This window comes from Brumimicrobium mesophilum (genome assembly GCF_003025005.1).
GTDB classification, from domain to species: Bacteria; Bacteroidota; Bacteroidia; order Flavobacteriales_D; family Crocinitomicaceae; genus Brumimicrobium; species Brumimicrobium mesophilum.
Map to the genome: position 1 here is coordinate 116,320 of NZ_PVSS01000002.1, position 17,154 is coordinate 133,473.

General features: G+C 32.1%; 17 protein-coding genes and 1 other RNA gene. 14 read left to right on the forward strand and 4 right to left on the reverse strand.

Annotated features, from left to right (window positions below; genetic code table 11):
* Positions 1–371: 371 nt before the first annotated feature.
* The 12 genes from C6368_RS02215 to C6368_RS02270 all read left to right on the forward strand — a co-directional run bounded on the left by C6368_RS02215 (position 372) and on the right by C6368_RS02270 (position 9,255).
* Positions 372–1,013 carry a DUF1801 domain-containing protein gene (locus C6368_RS02215; protein ID WP_107037549.1) on the forward strand — a complete coding sequence of 214 codons (642 nt, stop codon included), beginning with the start codon at positions 372–374 and terminating at the stop codon, positions 1,011–1,013.
* A gap of 67 nt (positions 1,014–1,080) precedes the next feature.
* The gene (locus C6368_RS02220) at positions 1,081–1,632 is read left to right on the forward strand and encodes a DUF6794 domain-containing protein (protein WP_107037550.1); all 552 of its coding nucleotides are present in this window, start codon (positions 1,081–1,083) and stop codon (positions 1,630–1,632) included.
* 12 nt (positions 1,633–1,644) lie between these two features.
* Positions 1,645–2,193, forward strand: a complete 549-nt coding sequence (locus C6368_RS02225) for a hypothetical protein (RefSeq protein ID WP_107037551.1) — start codon at positions 1,645–1,647, stop codon at positions 2,191–2,193.
* Between the two features lie 12 nt (positions 2,194–2,205).
* Positions 2,206–2,706: a hypothetical protein gene (locus C6368_RS02230; protein WP_107037552.1), complete on the forward strand. Its 501-nt coding sequence runs from the start codon at positions 2,206–2,208 to the stop codon at positions 2,704–2,706.
* An 8-nt stretch (positions 2,707–2,714) separates the two neighbouring features.
* A complete protein-coding gene (locus C6368_RS02235; protein ID WP_107037553.1) occupies positions 2,715–3,146 on the forward strand; it encodes a hypothetical protein in 432 nt (143 codons plus the stop codon).
* Positions 3,147–3,182: 36 nt separating this feature from the next.
* On the forward strand, positions 3,183–3,617 hold the full coding sequence (locus C6368_RS02240) for a hypothetical protein (RefSeq protein WP_107037554.1): 435 nt from the start codon (positions 3,183–3,185) through the stop codon (positions 3,615–3,617).
* A 72-nt stretch (positions 3,618–3,689) separates the two neighbouring features.
* Entirely contained in the window at positions 3,690–4,043 is a 354-nt protein-coding gene (locus C6368_RS02245; protein WP_107037555.1) for an FEKKY domain-containing protein, read from the forward strand.
* A 224-nt stretch (positions 4,044–4,267) separates the two neighbouring features.
* Positions 4,268–5,665 (forward strand): aminotransferase class V-fold PLP-dependent enzyme, encoded by a 1,398-nt coding sequence (locus tag C6368_RS02250; protein ID WP_107037556.1) that lies wholly within the window; start codon positions 4,268–4,270, stop codon positions 5,663–5,665.
* A 49-nt stretch (positions 5,666–5,714) separates the two neighbouring features.
* On the forward strand, positions 5,715–6,635 hold the full coding sequence (locus tag C6368_RS02255; RefSeq protein ID WP_107037557.1) for an NAD(P)-dependent alcohol dehydrogenase: 921 nt from the start codon (positions 5,715–5,717) through the stop codon (positions 6,633–6,635).
* A 17-nt stretch (positions 6,636–6,652) separates the two neighbouring features.
* Positions 6,653–7,126, forward strand: a complete 474-nt coding sequence (locus C6368_RS02260; protein WP_107037558.1) for an SRPBCC family protein — start codon at positions 6,653–6,655, stop codon at positions 7,124–7,126.
* A gap of 362 nt (positions 7,127–7,488) precedes the next feature.
* Positions 7,489–8,553: an arsenosugar biosynthesis radical SAM (seleno)protein ArsS gene (gene arsS / locus C6368_RS02265; protein WP_107037559.1), complete on the forward strand. Its 1,065-nt coding sequence runs from the start codon at positions 7,489–7,491 to the stop codon at positions 8,551–8,553.
* A gap of 78 nt (positions 8,554–8,631) precedes the next feature.
* On the forward strand, positions 8,632–9,255 hold the full coding sequence (locus C6368_RS02270) for a TIGR04282 family arsenosugar biosynthesis glycosyltransferase (protein ID WP_107037560.1): 624 nt from the start codon (positions 8,632–8,634) through the stop codon (positions 9,253–9,255).
* A 1-nt stretch (position 9,256) separates the two neighbouring features.
* Here the strand turns inward: C6368_RS02270 and priA are convergent, their stop codons facing one another.
* A complete protein-coding gene (gene priA / locus C6368_RS02275) occupies positions 9,257–11,740 on the reverse strand; it encodes a replication restart helicase PriA (RefSeq protein WP_107037561.1) in 2,484 nt (827 codons plus the stop codon).
* A gap of 169 nt (positions 11,741–11,909) precedes the next feature.
* Between priA and ssrA the strand changes: the two genes are divergently transcribed.
* Positions 11,910–12,313: a transfer-messenger RNA gene (gene ssrA / locus C6368_RS02280) on the forward strand.
* A 534-nt stretch (positions 12,314–12,847) separates the two neighbouring features.
* Here ssrA and C6368_RS02285 read toward each other — a convergent pair.
* From C6368_RS02285 to C6368_RS02295, 3 genes are read right to left on the reverse strand one after another with little or no spacing between them, the layout of a single operon-like run.
* Positions 12,848–13,192 (reverse strand): hypothetical protein, encoded by a 345-nt coding sequence (locus tag C6368_RS02285; RefSeq protein WP_107037562.1) that lies wholly within the window; start codon positions 13,190–13,192, stop codon positions 12,848–12,850.
* Positions 13,193–13,244: 52 nt separating this feature from the next.
* Entirely contained in the window at positions 13,245–13,973 is a 729-nt protein-coding gene (locus tag C6368_RS02290; RefSeq protein ID WP_107037563.1) for a DUF3307 domain-containing protein, read from the reverse strand.
* On the reverse strand, positions 13,970–14,602 hold the full coding sequence (locus tag C6368_RS02295) for a SatD family protein (RefSeq protein ID WP_234369069.1): 633 nt from the start codon (positions 14,600–14,602) through the stop codon (positions 13,970–13,972). The genes C6368_RS02290 and C6368_RS02295 overlap by 4 nt, the downstream gene beginning before the upstream one ends.
* Positions 14,603–14,894: 292 nt before the next feature.
* On the opposite strand from C6368_RS02295, the gene uvrB reads away from it, so the two are divergent.
* Positions 14,895–16,886 carry an excinuclease ABC subunit UvrB gene (gene uvrB, locus C6368_RS02300; protein WP_107037565.1) on the forward strand — a complete coding sequence of 664 codons (1,992 nt, stop codon included), beginning with the start codon at positions 14,895–14,897 and terminating at the stop codon, positions 16,884–16,886.
* The last annotated feature ends 268 nt before the right edge of the window (positions 16,887–17,154 follow it).

Genomic DNA, 17,154 nt, shown 5'->3' on the forward strand with positions numbered 1-17,154 from the left:
ATGAAACAATTAACCAACAGAAATCTAATTATTATCAATTTTTCAATAGTGCTTTATTTCCTATTGCTATGGTTAATAGCACATTATGAAATTCATCATGTATTAATAGGAGTTTTTAGCGAACTATTGACAATGCCATTTTTAATAGCGCAAATAATATTTCTATTTCTAAGCATAAAATATTTGATCAACAATGAAATCCGTATTCTTTTAGTAGGGAGTATTCTGCTGCTCCTCATTTGTTCTACTTTAACAATTGGAAGCTTGTTTTAAACTCAGGAATATCTCACTATAAATAAATAGTAGATTAATTCTTCCCAATTTTCAATTTCAAAACTTATTAACTACTTTTAATTACCAAACGTTTAATTATGAATTCGGAAGTAGATAAATATCTCGATAAACTCAAAAATTGGAATGAGGAAATAACACTTCTTCGCTCTTTTGTGTTAGAATGCGGATTAACTGAAGAATTCAAATGGAAGCATCCTTGTTATTCACTAGGCAAGAAAAACATCTTATTGATTCATGAATTCAAAGATTATTGCGCAGTACTTTTTATGAAAGGAGCATTATTGAATGACGGTTCAAATATTTTAGTTCAGCAAACTAAGAACACCCAAACCGGTAGACAAATTCGATTTACAAATACTTCGGAAATCATAAAACTTAAGAAAGTCATTAAAGAATATATTTTTGAAGCAATTGAGGTAGAAAAAGAAGGTTTAAAGGTTAAAAAGAAAAAAACAACTGATTATGAGGTTCCTGAAGAACTTAAACTGGCTTTTAAGGATAATCCCCAATTTGAGATTGCTTTCAAAAATTTAACTCCAGGAAGACAACGTGGTTACCTTTTACATTTTGGAGGTGCAAAACAATCAAAAACAAGAACTTCTAGAATTGAAAAAAATAAAGACAGAATTTTAAAGAATTTTGGATTAAACGATTGCATTTGCGGCAGGTCCAAAAGAATGCCTAATTGTGATGGATCTCATAAATACATCAATAATTGAATAATAGAAGCGCTTTTAAAAATATATTCATGTAATTTATCCTTCGAAAATATTAAAAGACTAATAAATGAAATTTGGAGCAATAATATTAATCACATTCCTCATCTATGGATGTATTGACAATAGTTTAACTCAATCAAATTTTAATCAAAACGCATACAATCACGTTAGATCTATCACCTCATGTGATTCATTAATTGTTGATTCGGTTTTTATAGCGAATGAATCATTTACATTAGATAGTAAAACTCCAATTCCACAATCGATATTCGAAGCTGTAGTTCTTCTAGATGAAAATTCAAATTTATTCACAAAACATAAATTTTCAGTATGCAACCCTATTGAATTTCATCATGGATTAGGAACCTGGATAAGAAACAATTGGGGACTTTGGTCAGGTGGAAATTTGGCGGAGGAATTAATGACTACATTTGAAATAGAACATCCTGATGACATGTCCATGAGAATACTTGTTTTGAATTATATTTGTCAACAAAAAGACAAATACGCTATTACAGACTTCTTTAATGAATACGGCAGTCGTAAAAAAAACAGTTTAGCAGATTCAAAGCAAAAAGAACTAGAAATAAAATTACTTCGATGGAAAGAAGACAATTAGACTGAACATTATATGACTTTCCTTAAAGACTACAATTCAAAATTTTACGATTACTTTAACGAAGTTGGGGACAAAATTGTTTACAAGAGAAAAGGCAAAGACAGCATTCATATCATTCAAAATAAGAGGCATGATATTAAATGGGGTCTAATTTTTATCGCAATCGGCTTCGCTCTGTTCTTTTATCTAGGTAGAAATTTAATGCACAAACTTGATTTTGGAATCGTTTCCATGCTACTTTGTGTAACATTCTCTCCTTTCGCACTGGGAATTTATTACTTATTGAAATCAAGGTCAAAATATAACATTCAATTCGATTTAAAAAATTCAACCATGAGGATCAACAAAGATTCTCCTATTGATTTCAAGTTTATCCAAGAATTTTCCTTCACTCATTTATATGGAGTCAAAAACAATTATTCATATCAGTTAAATTTAATTCACGGATTTAAAGAAATCACTTTATTTACTGACGAAAAGCAAGCTTTAATTACAGAAACAGGAGAAAAATTGGCTAAACTTACAGGAATTCCATTGAACACTGAGTTTAAACCAGCTTAAATAATAATGATAATGCAATATCAAATAACTGAAAACCAAATCATTCTAAATGTAAAAAAATCAAATTTATTTGTTAGAGGAACGATGTTCTTATTTGCGTTTTTATTCTTTTTGTTTCCTTTAATATCCATAATTCTAAGTATTTCTTTAGGATTTGGTATGCACATTGGTTACTTCATTATCCTTTTTATCTTCGGAATTCTTGGGTTCTACCTTTTGAGAATAGCATTATGGAATACATTTGGGAAAGAAGTAATTGAAATCTCAAATACACAAATCAATTATATTGCTGATTATGGCTGGTTTAAAGATGGTAAAAAGCACATCGACATATTAGAAAGTAAATCAGACCCCATTGTATTTGAAATTCGAAAAATTGGATATGAAGAGGAACTTAAAGGAGCTTTGACAATCACATTGAATGAAAAAAGTATATTTTGTGTTACAAAAATGGATATTCCTGAAATAGAAGAAGTAATAGACCATTTGAAAAATCATAAAAAATTACAATAAAAAATAATATGGAAATTAAACCAAGAATTGGCTTCGATCATATAAAATTCGGAATGAACCGAAATGAAATTACCGAAATTTTAGGTGAACCGGACCAAATCATTGAAGATGCTTATGATGATGGTGAATTTATTCTGATTTGGAATAAATGGAAGATCAGCTTAACTTTTCAATCTGACGATAAATTTACTTTCTACTCTTCTAAAAACCGCGATTTAAAATTCAATGGAAAAACTTTTATGGATGCTGAAATTGAAATAGTTAAAAGGGAAGTTTTTGGTGATTTGAAAGATAATTGGGCCATTGAAAATTATGAAACCTTTCAAACTCATTTTTATGAAGAAATTTGGCTTACTTTACACTGTGAATATGGTGTTGTGAGTAATTTCGAATTGGGAGTTCCGTTCAAAAATGAAACAGAATTCGATTTCCCAAGCTAATTGTAATTTAAAAAAGTTTAAAATCAACAAAATACGATGGGCATTTTTAGTAATCTATTAAAAAGAAAGAACCTTCAAAAATTGGATCCTGATTTTGGTGAAATTGAAAGTATAAGCACCATTCGAAGAACCATTGTTTGGCGAGTAAAGTATCTGTTTTTAGAACAAAAAATTGAAATAAGAATCCATGGAAATAAGAATGGTTTAGCTAAACAACAAAAGGAAGTATTACTCAACGCGATAAAAAACGAAAAAAAAATTAAATCTGAGTCGGAGAAAATTCTAAAAGAACAGTTTAAAGATTCCGTATTGAAATTTGAATCTCTTGAAAAACACTTTGATGTTATCGGAATAACCATGGATAAGAAAGGGTTTGAGTTAACATTTCAAGAGAAGGATGGTCAATTTAGATTTTTCAATGTTTATTTCGAAAACAATATTCAACGTGGATTAACTATTGAAGAATTTTGATAGAAACCATGTCAAATTTCCAATTTGTAAATATTGATTTTAATTTATATCTTTATTTCAAACATCAAAAATATGACTAAAAAGAGAAAAAGAAATATTGTAATTATTGTTGTATTTGGTGTTATAGTAGCTTGGCAATTCGGACTTTTTAATCGCTTTAATTATTTAACTGCAAAAATTGCCATCATGCGAGACAACCCTCGAATGATCATTGTTGGAGAAGCGGATTCTTGTGGTCAACCCTGTATTGATTTAAGAGCAAAATACGGCTTTGAAGAGAAACACTTTGGTTATAAAGCAACTGGAGCTCAATTGAGAGGAATCAACGATTATAATTATGAAATTGAAAATCACTTAATTAAACGAAACGGTGAAGGTTGGAAGGAAAAATATGAAGCAGAACTTGCGGAATTAAAAGCGAATTAACTCCTCAATCCCTTTGAAGCATTATATTTTAACCTGACAAATGATGAAAATTTGTTAGCTTAGTTGAACTCGCCAACGCTATATCTGCTTTTAGCAAAATTCTTTGTTAAATTAAAAATTTACCTTTGAACTAGAATAGATTATATTACTTTTAAAGTATTTAAATCACAGTTCTACTTATTGATTAGTAGAATATTGTAAACCTAACATATCAAAACTAAATCATGTTCAACCGCAAAAACAATCAGTATAAACAATTTCTAAAAGATTATCCTCAATACAATGAAACCAAAAATTTAGACAAGCTAAGAAAGAAAGAATATAAGAGAATCGATCAAAAAAAACATGTTTATTTAGACTATACTGGTGGCAACTTATATGCTGAAAGTCAAATCAATAAACATTTGGAAATTTTAAAGCAAGAAACTTTTGGAAATCCGCATTCAACAAATCCTACTTCTCAATTAGCAACTAAACTATGTGAAGAATCTAGAAGTGCTATTTTAGATTTTTTCAATGCAAAAGATGAATATTTTTGTGTTTTCACACCAAATGCATCAGGTTCTTTAAAAATTATTGGTGAAAGCTATCCTTTTTGCAAAGAATCTTTTTTATTGTTGTCGCTTGACAATCACAATTCTGTAAGCGGAATAAGGGAATTTGCCAAAAATAAAGGATCTAAATTTTGCTACACCCCCATTCAAACAGAAGATTTAAAATTGGATGAAAAAGAATTGTTGAAACACCTCGATTCACATTCTGAATCTAAAAATAAATTGTTTGCTTTTCCTGCTCAATCTAATGTTTCAGGTATTAAACATCCTTTAGAATATATCAAATTAGCGCAAGAAAAAGGATGGGATGTTCTACTTGATGCGGCTGCATTTGCACCTTCAAATCGCTTAGATTTAAAAGAAATAAAACCTGATTTTGTAAGTATCTCATTTTATAAAATATTTGGATACCCAACTGGCCTTGGTTGTTTGCTCATTAAAAAAGATAAGTTCAACAAACTTATAAAACCTTGGTATGCAGGTGGAACAGTGACTTTAGCATCTTCTACTATCGACGCACATTATTTACAACCAAATCATGAACGGTTTGAAGAAGGTACAATCAATTACCTAGATATTCCAGCTATAAAAATAGGATTAGAACACATTAAAAACATTAAAATTGAAAACATATCAAAACGTGTTAAAACCCTTACACATTGGATGTTAGAAAACCTATCTCAATTAAAGCATAAAAATGGAAAAAAGCTAATTCATATATTCGGGTCTCATGATGTAAATGAACGAGGCGGAACACTTGTTATGAATTTTTATAATCAGAATGGAGAAATAATTCCATTTCAGCAAGTCGAAAAAGAAGCAAATAATCGGAACATTTCAATCAGAACTGGGTGTTTTTGTAATCCGGGAATAGATGAAACAAATTATGCTATTCCTTCATCAGAATTGGAAAAATATTTTTCAAATCATAAAATTGGAAATTATACAGAAATGGTTAATTTCACAGGAAAGTTAAGAGGTTCAATCAGAATTTCTGTTGGATTAGTAAGTAATTATGAAGATGTAGCTACTTTTAAAAATTTCGCAGAAACGTTTTTGGACAAATAGAAATATGCAACTTACATTATTTAAAAAGCTTAATAAATAATTTAAAATAATGAAAGCAGTTATTTGCACAAAATACGGAAAACCTGAAGTTTTAAAAGTTCAAGAAATTGAAAAACCAACTGCGAATAAGAATGAAATTCTTGTCAAGATTCATTCAACGTCAGTTAATTCCGCTGATGTAAGAGTGAGAAGTCTGGATGCAAAGGGAATTATGAAAACCTTTATGAAATTAGCCCTGGGCTTTTCTAAACCTAGAAACCCCATACTAGGTACAGTATTTTCTGGAATTATTGAAGAAGTTGGCGAAAAAGTAACCCGATTTAAATTAGGTGATAAAGTGTTTGGAATGACAGGCTTCAAATTCGGCACCTATTCAGAATATATTGCATTAAATGAAAAAAGTCTTACCTATGCAATGCCTGAAAACGCAAATTTTAATGAAGCCGTATCTTTAATTTTTGGTGGACAAACAGCAATTTACTTTTTAGAAAAAGCTAAAATTAGAAATCTCAAGAAACCTAAAGTCTTGATCATTGGTGCTACCGGTTCTGTAGGAGTAGCGGCGACTCAATTGTGTTTACATTATGGTCATGATGTCACGGTAGTCTGTAGTTCTAAAGGACTAGAATTAGTTCAAAAACTTGGAGTTAAAAACATAATTCTTTACGACAAACAAGATTTTACTAAAATGGATTTAAAATTTGATTTCATTTTTGATGCGCATGGAAAGTCAAATAAAAAACAATGTAAAAACCTGCTTAAAAATAATGGCGTGTTCAAAACAGTTGGAGGTTTAGAAATGGCATCAGAATCATTACAACAGCTGGAGTCATTGAAAAACTTATTTGAGACTGGAGCAATAAAATCAATTATTGATAGAACTTATTTAATGAAAGATGTGGTTGAAGCCCACCAATATGTAGATTCAGGGAGGAAAAAAGGAAATGTAATTTTGAAAATTCATAAATAATTAATCTTTTGATTTTTATGCCAATAATTCAGCTTAACACTAAAATCAACGCTCCAATTGATAGAGTTTTTGATCTCTCAAGAAGTATTGATTTACACAAATTATCAACTGCCCATACAAATGAAGAAGCAATAGCTGGAAGAATTAACGGTTTAATTGAATTGCACGAATGCGTTGTTTGGAGAGCAAAACATTTTGGAATTACACAGAAGCTCACTTCGAAAATTACAGAATTTAATGCTCCATTTAAATTTACCGACGAAATGCAAAAAGGCGCATTCAAAAGTTTCAAACACGAACATTTTTTTAAGGAAATATCTGGTATCACAGAAATGACAGACATTTTCAACTTTACCTCTCCATTTGGAATTCTAGGAAGAATGGCTGATAAATTATTTTTAAAAAATTACATGACCAAATTATTAGAGCAACGTAATAAAATGATAATGGAATTTTCAGAATCAGATAAATGGAAAGAAATTTTAACTTAATTATTTCATACAGATCATTTTTGAACATTTGAACATTTGAACCTAGTTAGAATGCTAATTCAAAGCATATAATAGATTTCAAGAAATTCAGAAAAAGTTAAGGAGTAAAAATCGATATAAGATATTAAAGATTAGATTTTTAGGCAAGAGTTCGACAATAAAAACTAAAAAAATAAGCACATAAATATTTGACATTTATTGACCAAATTCGCAAGTTAAAGCACTACTTTTGATCAGATTTAAATCAAGATGACTAAATGTTAAAAAACTGATTACTCCTAATTAATTTTAATGATTCTAAACAATTCTGCTACATTTATGTTTTCTAAGTATCAATTTAAATCAATAATTATTTAAACCGTATGATAGACACCCAAAAAAAAGAGAAATTAAAATCTCTAAAGCGTAGAAAAAGTTATTTATCTGAAGCCCAAAACCAGATAATTCTGCTTGAAAAAGATCAATTAGTTGGTACAAGATTCGTAGACAAACTAAGAGAAAACAACCAATTTCCTTTAAAAGCTAGAACAATAAATATTCTACAATTGAATTTGGGTTATATGTGTGACTTAACTTGCGAACATTGTCACGTTGATGCTGGTCCAGACAGAAAGGAAATTATGACCAAAGAGACCCTTCAACAGGTTTTAGACGTTATTGATATAACAGATGTACATACGGTGGATTTGACTGGTGGAGCTCCAGAAATGAATCCAAATTTTTTGTGGTTGGTGGAAGAGTTAACCAAACGAAACGTTAAAACTATAGTACGTAGTAATTTAACCATTTTAGTTTCTAATAAGCGTTACAGGACTTATGCAGAGTTTTTTAAGCAGAATAAAGTTGAAGTAATAGCATCTATGCCTTGTTATACTCAAGACAACGTTGATAAACAAAGAGGAGATGGCGTTTTTAATAAATCAATTGAATCCTTAATTATTTTAAATAAATTAGGATACGGAATGGAAGGTACAGGTTTAAACTTGCATTTAGTTTTTAATCCTGGTGGTGCAAGCTTACCTCCAGAGCAATCTGCATTGGAAAGAGATTATAAAGTAAGATTAAAAGCAGATTGGAACATTGAATTCAATTCCTTGTACACAATAACCAATTTACCAATTTCAAGATACTTAGACTTCCTTTTAGCTGCAAATAAATATGAAAGCTATATGGAAACTTTAATCAGTGCTTATAATCCAGTTGCTGCGGAAAACGTAATGTGTAAAGATACCGTTTCAGTAGATTGGGAAGGATATTTATATGATTGCGATTTCAATCAAATGTTACAATTGAAAGTACAGGGTGAACGTCAACACATCAGTGAATTTGATGAAGCAGAACTCTTAAAAAGAAATATAAAGATTGGACAACATTGTTATGGTTGTACTGCAGGAGCAGGATCAAGCTGTCAAGGAACTACAACTTAAAATAACACTTAACACCTTAGTAAACAAATATTTAAATCAAATCATTAAAACAATTACTTCACCAAATAATTTAAAAGAATGAATTCTAATAATGCCCTCATTATAATGACAAAAAACCCTGAATTAGGGAAATGCAAAACAAGATTAGCAAAAACATTAGGTGATGAAAAGGCATTGGAGATTTACATTCAATTGATCGATTACACAGCTGAAATTTCAAAAGAAATTAAAGCTGATAAATTTATTTATTCCACTGATATATTAACTGATAAAGGACGCTGGGAAAGTTCTAATACTTTCTTCAGCATCCAAAGTCAGGGTGATTTAGGTGATAGAATGAATAATGCAATTCAGAACGTTTTGGGTCTAGGCTATGAGAAAGTAATAGTTTTGGGATCCGATTGTGCTGAGATAAATGCAGACGATATCAGCAATGCATTCGAACAGCTTTCCAATGAGGATTTTATTTTAGGCCCTGCTTTAGATGGAGGGTACTATTTAATTGGAATGAAGAAAGTTAGCCCTACTCTATTTAAAGAAATGAATTGGAGTACCGAGACTGTTTTGGAGGATACAATTACAAGAATTAATGATAAAAATTCATCCTATTCTTTACTCGAAAGCAAATCCGATATAGATTTCGAGGAAGATTTAATGCGTGAAGGCTATGTAGATTTCCAATTGACAATTGATAAATCGTAATTTAAGAAGGGTCTACGTCAATTATCAACCTTACAGATTTATTATGAGCTAGACTATAAAATTCATCAATCTTCTTTTGCAATAGCTTTTTCACCTTCTTATTTGAAGCATCCCGCTCTACTTTCAATCGAATTACCTTCAAATAACTGTTTTGAATCCTTTTTACAACAGGAAACTCAGGTCCCAAAACACGACTTCCAAAGACTTGTTTCATTCGATCAGCTAAATCAGCAGCCATCATATCCAACTTATTTGGATCCTTATGCTTTAGAGTCAAATTAATCATTTTATAAAATGGTGGATAAAAATAATTCTTTCGCTCAATTAGTTCATTTTTATATAACCCCATGTAATCGTGATTGATCACATGTTGAATAATCCAATGATCTGGATCGTAAGTCTGAATTACTACAGTACCCCGCTTAGTTTTTCTACCGGACCTACCAGCAACTTGTGACATCAATTGATAACTGCGTTCAAACGCTCTAAAATCTGGTCTGTTCAACATCATGTCTGCATCCAAAATACCCACAAGACTTACATTATCGAAATCCAAACCTTTGGTAACCATCTGTGTACCAACAAGAATATCAATTTTTCTTTCATCGAAGTCATTCAAAATATTTTCATAACTATTTTTCTGTCTCGTTGTATCTAAATCCAAACGTTGAACACGAACTCCTGGTAATATTATTGATAATTCATCTTCGATTTTCTCTGTACCAAAACCAATCATTTTAAGTCGATTACTTTGGCATTTCGGACAAGCACCAACAGGTGGAGTGAAATAACTACAGTAATGACATTTTAAAATATTCGTATTCTTGTGATACGTCAATGAAACATCACAATTTTTACAATTTGGATTCCAACCACAAACTTCACAAGCCCAAACGGGATTATATCCTCTCCTATTTTGAAAAAGAATGATTTGCTCCTTGTTTTCGAGCGCCTTTTTCATGTGTTCAACCAAGAAACCTGAGAAATCTGATTGCATGGTTTTCTGCTGCTTCTCCTTCTTAATATTTGCAGTAAAAATTTCAGGCATTTGCAAATCTCCAAAACGTTTATCAAGTTTCACCAAACCATATTTACCTTCTTCGGCATTAAAATAGGTTTCCATTGCAGGAGTGGCAGAACCTAAAAGCACTTTTGCATCGTGAAAAGCACGTAAAACAATCGCTGTATCTCGACCATTGTATCTTGGACTTGGGTCATATTGCTTAAATGAGGATTCATGTTCCTCATCAACGATTATCAATCCTAAATTTTTAAAAGGAAGAAAAACAGAACTTCTTGCTCCTAAAACTATTTGAAATTTTGTGGTATCGTTATTCAATAAAGAATTCCAAATTTCAACGCGTTCATTTTGATTAAATCGAGAATGATAAACACCAATTTTATCACCAAAATATTTTTGCAAACGTTGAATCAATTGAGTTGTTAAAGCTATTTCTGGAAGTAAGAACAAAACTTGTTGACCTTTATCCAATTGTTCTTGAATTAGCTCTACATAAACTTCTGTCTTTCCAGATCCCGTAACACCATGCAATAATGTTACATCTTTTTCAATAAATGATTCTCGAATTTCATCTAAAGCACGTTGCTGATCTGGAGATAATTTTTTAAACGCGGAATCAGCTTCATCTCTCTCCGTTAAACGAGAAATTTCCAAGCGTTTTATTTCCAGAATCCCATCTTTATCCAAAGTATTAAATGACGAAGCTGAAGCTCCTTTCTCAACTAATTCTGATCTTAAAACTGGTTTAGAAACACCTTGTTTAAAACCGCCCATCTGCATGTAAGTCAGGATTGCATCCAATTGCTTCTTCTTGCGTTTGTCTTCGCTGTAAACTTCAATAAGCGCTTTGAGCTGTTCGTCAGACTGATATTCTTTTGCTAATTCAACAAAAAGTTGTGTTTTAGGAGCGTATTTTTGCTTTAAATCTTCCTGTGTAATTACCACGCGTTTTTCAATAAGGGCTTTTATTACAGGTTGGATAGTTTTTATTCCTAAGATTTCAGAAATCTCCTTTAAATCTAATTCACTTTGAACTTCAAGAGCTTCCACAACTTGATATTCTTTATCTGTCAAGATATCAAGATTTCCTTCGTATTCCGGATGAATCAAGACCTTAGTTTCACTTCCTAATTTGAAATTAGAAGGTAAAGCGGCGTTCATCACATCTCCAAGTGGTGCCATGTAATATTCTGAAATCCAATTCCATAATTTAAATTGTTTCCCCGTAATTATTGGGAATTCATCCAAAACAGCTTCAACATATTTTGATTGATATCCAACAGGAACAACCTCGTGAATTTTCACAATAATACCTGTTTGCAGTTTTGATCTTCCAAACGGTACTACTACCCTAACACCCGTTTTAATGTGGTCATTCATCTCGAATGGAACACGGTAGGTAAAAGCATTATTAATTGGAACTGGTAGAATCACGTCTACAAAATATGTCTTTCTTTCTTCCACGATTCAAAGTTAAGAATGAAGCGGGGATATCGAGGCGAATGATTGAAAAATTTATTTAATTAGAACATTATCGATGATTAAACTTTAATTGAAAAAATAACATTTATTTTAAATTCTTATTCATTGAATATCTCTCAAACTTCCTTATCTTTGTAGAACTAAATTAAATGGGGCTGACCTGGATTTGACAGCAACTGCATCTAATTAGTATAAGCATGTCGAGCCATGTGGTGAGTCTCGTTAATCTCTGGTCACACACGATAATTGACAACACGTCATATAATCTTGCAGCATAATAACCTCAGGTTATTAGCTTAATCCACTCCGAAGCACAGTAAGAGGGACAAGTTTCTCGCCAGTTCTCCCGTCTCATGAGCGCTGGACCCCGAGAAATCAACAATTTGAGAATAGTTTGTAAACGGCTTCTGTTTACTTGCGAATTTTAACGAAGATAAGTTATGGCAAGGGTGTTTGTGTCCGTTCCATAATCGAAAACCCAATCATAAACTAAACATGTAGAAGGCTGACTATTTCATTGTTTGGACGAGGGTTCGAACCCCTCCAGCTCCACAAGATTAAATTAGAAAATGAACTCTCCAATTTTATGGGGAGTTTTTTTTTGAAAGGAAACTGGGTGAGAAGTTTATGCTGAGCGACTTTAGGAGTCGAAGTAAACCCCTCCAGCTCCACAAAACAAAATTGAAAAGAAACTCTCTGAACTCAGGGAGTTTTTTTTTGTTAAGAATATCTCGGTGAGAAGTTTGCACTGAGTAACGACAAGAGTCGAATGTGACAATTAGTGGGAAATACTTGTATCGTTCCACGTCAGCTCGAGTGAATATCACAGTAAAACGGAGATATTTGTATCGAGAACACCCTACCTCCTTCAAACCAGCAATGCTTTTCAATAAACTTAAGAAAAAATAAAACAGCTTTAAACAAGAGCTATTTCAATTTTGAACTAGTGTAAATTTCTGTCTCCTTTTTACGCTTAATCAAAACTGTGTTCTTCATTTTATGAGGAGTTTTTTGGATGAAAATCGGAGTAAGCAATATAGAATTAATTTCTCTGTAAACAAAAAGCCAATTCACTACTCGAAACCTACTCTAGTTCTCCAAATAAAAAGGATTATCCTCCAAATCTGTTACTATCGAACTAAAATGGAATTTAAAAAACTTCGTAAATAACTCCCAAGTTAATTCCATTGGCCAATCTTCGTCATCTGTTGAGATATCAAAAAGCTCACTTTCGAATATAAATTCCCAATAATTTTCTAAAGCTTCTTTTGCATCTCCTTGAAAACTTTCTTCAGCAATTAAATATGTGTTGTATTCTTGGTAATGGTCCTCATTTGTTGGATCCTCTGGGAACACTGTGTTTGCCCAGTCAAAAAATGCTTGTTTCGGAATGATTAAAACTGCATTCCTATTTATTGTGATTGGCTCGTTCATATTTTACTCGGTCTTTATCAGTAATTAAAACGTAAATCTACTTATTATTTTTCTACAACTCTGACAATCCAATCACAATTCTCAACCAATTATAACCTACTCCAATCATTATGGCAAACCCGAAACTCAAAAGTGTTCCGATCAAAACATATTCTGTAAGATTTCTATCTTTTGAATTGGTTAAATCTCCAAATCTGAAAATTGATTTTGCTCCCAACAGAAATCCTATACCCGCCCAGAAATTTAATATGATAAATCCAAAGATGAATAAACGCTCTAACATTCCGATATATGCTCCAGCATTTTTAAGAGATTTTCCATCTTTCTGCATCGGTCCCCATTTCGAAATGAGCACGCGCATTAAGATTGAAGTGACCACAGTAACCAATAAAACAGCTACTGCCAAGAGTAATATTTGAGGATAGTATATTTCAAGTTTATTAAAATTGTAGGGCGCATAATATTGAACAACACCCAAAATTACAGCTAAATGCAAAAATTGATCGATAAAAAAGAGGGAGATATTATTCCATTTCTTTTCGGCATACAACTTTCCAATATCTATCACAAAATGTGAAAGCAAAACGATTAATATTCCCAACCAATAGCTAAAATCAAATTGTAAAGCAAGAATTAAAAATAATCCATGTATCAAAATATGTAAATACAATTTTGGCGATTTTAACTTGAACTTTCTTTTATTCTTCACCCATTTATCCGACTGAAAAACAAAATCTCCCAAAATATGCGCCAATAAAAATTTTAGTGTCAGTACAATCATAACTTAGTTATTTCATCTTTATAATAATTTAGTAATTTTTGTATCTCGTCAAACCCTCCTCTTTTTAACGCTATACTAATATTACTTTGACTTTTATCTAAAATTCTCGCCATCTCCAATTGAGTCATTTCAGGATTTTCTATACTTATTTGAATAATTTCTGAAGAAAGAGGTGTCCAATCATTCATCGATAATCCAGCAAGAGAAAACATCACATTCATTGTTTTATCAAAACTTTTTGAAGCTGATTTTATCATTAAAAGATCTTTCTTCAAATTCTCAAAACATTCTCCTGAGCGTAAAAATGCAGAGCCATTCGATTCTGTAATCTTTGGAGCATCGTACTCTACTTCACCTATTCCAATTGACATTCGAACATCTAATTCTTTAAATTTCTTGATCTGTGACTTTAGAAGAATTGTTGCAGTTAATGCATTCTCAGGTTCAACTTTCAATTGAAAACTATCTCCTCTATAAATTTCCCAATCCTTGGGTTCTTGGCCAAATAAGTTTAATTTTTGCTTGAGCTCCAATATCCACTTTTCAGCTTCTACAGCCCTAGAATTAACAATATCCCCTGTTATTACTGCTTTCATTTCTAATTCATCATTGTGTTCAAATATACTCAAATTTAAGTATATTGACCAATATACTCATTTTTAGGTATATTGTCAATTATACTCATTTTCGGGTATATTTACAAATATACTCGTTTTTAGGTATATTCACGATTATACTCATTTTTGAGAATATTATTTATCGAGAAACGATTCGCAAATAAATAAACCTAAGAATGACGAATTAAATATACTCAAACTAAAGCATACTGAACTAAATCTTCATTAAAAAGAGATAAAAAGAAAGCGGTGCTTTGACATCACACCACACTATTAACTGCTAAAAAATTTTTATGTTTGTAATATGGAATTTAAACTCGTTTCCCCTTTCGAGCCAATGGGCGATCAACCACAGGCAATCAAAGAATTATCAGCTGGTGTAAAAAGTAATATTGAGCACCAAACCTTACTTGGAGTTACAGGAAGTGGAAAAACATTCACTGTTGCAAACGTAATCCAACAAGTGAATAAACCCACGCTGATCCTTTCCCACAACAAAACATTGGCCGCTCAATTATACAACGAGTTTAAACAGTTTTTTCCAGAGAATTCAGTGGAATATTTCGTTTCCTACTACGATTATTATCAACCGGAAGCATACTTGCCAATTACAGATACATTTATTGAAAAAGATTTAGCCATCAATGATGAGATTGAAAAACTCAGACTATCTGCTACTTCAGCTCTACTTTCGGGGCGTCGAGATGTAATCGTCGTTTCCTCTGTTTCTTGTATTTATGGTATCGGAAACCCGAATGAATTCGAAAAAAGTATTATTCCTATTTCGGTTGGTGACACCATTCTACGAAATAAATTCCTTTTTAAACTCGTTGAGAATCTTTATTCCCGCGCTGGAGATGAATTTAAAAGAGGTACTTTTCGAGTAACAGGTGATACAGTTGATGTGCATTTAGCCTATGCCGATTATGCATTACGAATAGAGTTTTGGGATGATGATATAGAAGGAATTTATACCATCGATCCTGAAAGTAACGATGTAATTGACACATTAACTTCTATCAATATTTATCCTGCAAATATCTTTGTGAGTTCACCCGAAACCACCAAAGCGGCAATTGAATTCATTCAAGACGACATGGTAATTCAAGTAGAGAAATTTAAAGAAGAAGGAAAACATGTTGAAGCAAAAAGATTATTAGAAAGAACAGAATATGACTTAGAAATGATCCGTGAACTGGGATATTGCCAAGGAATTGAGAACTATTCACGTTATTTCGATAAAAGGCTACCTGGAACAAGACCTTTCTGCTTATTGGACTACTTTCCCGATGATTTCTTATTAGTTGTAGATGAAAGCCATGTTACCTTACCCCAAATCAGAGCGATGTATGGCGGCGACAGAGCCAGAAAAATTAACCTAGTTGAATTTGGATTTAGGCTTCAAGCAGCAATGGATAACCGTCCATTAAAATTTGAAGAATTTCAATCCATTGTGAATCAAATAATATACGTGAGCGCCACTCCAGCAGATTTTGAGATTGAAATGTCAGATGGGGTTGTTGTCGAACAAGTTATTAGACCGACAGGATTATTGGATCCAAAAATAGAAGTTCGACCAAGCTTAAACCAAATTGATGATTTAATAGAAGAAATTCAAAATCGAATTCTAATAAAAGAAAGAACTTTAGTAACCACTTTGACAAAAAGAATGGCAGAGGAATTACAGAAGTACTTGGATAGAATGGGAATTCTTTGTCGCTATATTCACAGTGAAGTGGATACCTTAGAACGTGTTGAAATTTTACAACAATTGAGAGAAGGAGTTTTCGACGTACTTATTGGTGTGAATTTACTCCGAGAAGGACTGGATTTACCCGAAGTGAGTTTAGTGGCAATCCTTGATGCTGACAAAGAAGGATTCCTGAGAAATGAACGCTCACTGGTTCAAACCGTTGGTCGCGCAGCAAGAAATGTCAACGGAATGGTAATCATGTACGCAGATAAAATAACTAAATCAATGGAACGTACAATAGACGAAACCAATAGAAGACGCGCTATTCAAGAAGCTTACAATGAAGCACATGGAATGGTTCCTACAGCATTAAACAAGACCAATCAGAATGCTTTCCAATATAGAACTGAAGAAGAAGACAACGGAATGATAGCGGCTGACCCTGTTGAGCAATACATGGATGTAAGGGAGCTAGAAAAAAGCATGAAAAATGCAGAACGTCAAATGAAAAAAGCAGCAAAAGATTTAGATTTTATGGAAGCAGCGCGATTACGTGACGAAATGTACCGTTTGCAAAAATTAGTTGACGGTAAAAAAGACTAGATTGAACAACTGAAATAAACTAAGGCACTCCGAGTGCCGAAGACAAACGCAGATGTATCTCGAAGAACTGCGAATGCACAGATGACAAATCTTGTTCTCGTTACAAATCCCTCCATTCTATTTCGAAAATCACTCGAACTGAAGAGAAAACGACACAAGCACTCTACTTCATTTCATAATATTAAGAACTGTAGCTTCTTATTTAGATAGCTGTAGTAAAACAAAAGTTTAAGGAGAACAAACCTTACTCAATCGCATTATTTCAATC

Bases quoted from the DNA above. Each gene is read 5' to 3' on its own strand.
- C6368_RS02215 (WP_107037549.1), top strand. From the start codon at position 372: ATGAATTCGGAAGTAGATAAATATCTCGATAAACTCAAAAATTGGAAT.
- C6368_RS02220 (WP_107037550.1), top strand. From the start codon at position 1,081: ATGAAATTTGGAGCAATAATATTAATCACATTCCTCATCTATGGATGT.
- C6368_RS02225 (WP_107037551.1), top strand. From the start codon at position 1,645: ATGACTTTCCTTAAAGACTACAATTCAAAATTTTACGATTACTTTAAC.
- C6368_RS02230 (WP_107037552.1), top strand. From the start codon at position 2,206: ATGCAATATCAAATAACTGAAAACCAAATCATTCTAAATGTAAAAAAA.
- C6368_RS02235 (WP_107037553.1), top strand. From the start codon at position 2,715: ATGGAAATTAAACCAAGAATTGGCTTCGATCATATAAAATTCGGAATG.
- C6368_RS02240 (WP_107037554.1), top strand. From the start codon at position 3,183: ATGGGCATTTTTAGTAATCTATTAAAAAGAAAGAACCTTCAAAAATTG.
- C6368_RS02245 (WP_107037555.1), top strand. From the start codon at position 3,690: ATGACTAAAAAGAGAAAAAGAAATATTGTAATTATTGTTGTATTTGGT.
- C6368_RS02250 (WP_107037556.1), top strand. From the start codon at position 4,268: ATGTTCAACCGCAAAAACAATCAGTATAAACAATTTCTAAAAGATTAT.
- C6368_RS02255 (WP_107037557.1), top strand. From the start codon at position 5,715: ATGAAAGCAGTTATTTGCACAAAATACGGAAAACCTGAAGTTTTAAAA.
- C6368_RS02260 (WP_107037558.1), top strand. From the start codon at position 6,653: ATGCCAATAATTCAGCTTAACACTAAAATCAACGCTCCAATTGATAGA.
- arsS (WP_107037559.1), top strand. From the start codon at position 7,489: ATGATAGACACCCAAAAAAAAGAGAAATTAAAATCTCTAAAGCGTAGA.
- C6368_RS02270 (WP_107037560.1), top strand. From the start codon at position 8,632: ATGAATTCTAATAATGCCCTCATTATAATGACAAAAAACCCTGAATTA.
- C6368_RS02285 (WP_107037562.1), bottom strand. From the start codon at position 13,192: ATGAACGAGCCAATCACAATAAATAGGAATGCAGTTTTAATCATTCCG.
- C6368_RS02290 (WP_107037563.1), bottom strand. From the start codon at position 13,973: ATGATTGTACTGACACTAAAATTTTTATTGGCGCATATTTTGGGAGAT.
- uvrB (WP_107037565.1), top strand. From the start codon at position 14,895: ATGGAATTTAAACTCGTTTCCCCTTTCGAGCCAATGGGCGATCAACCA.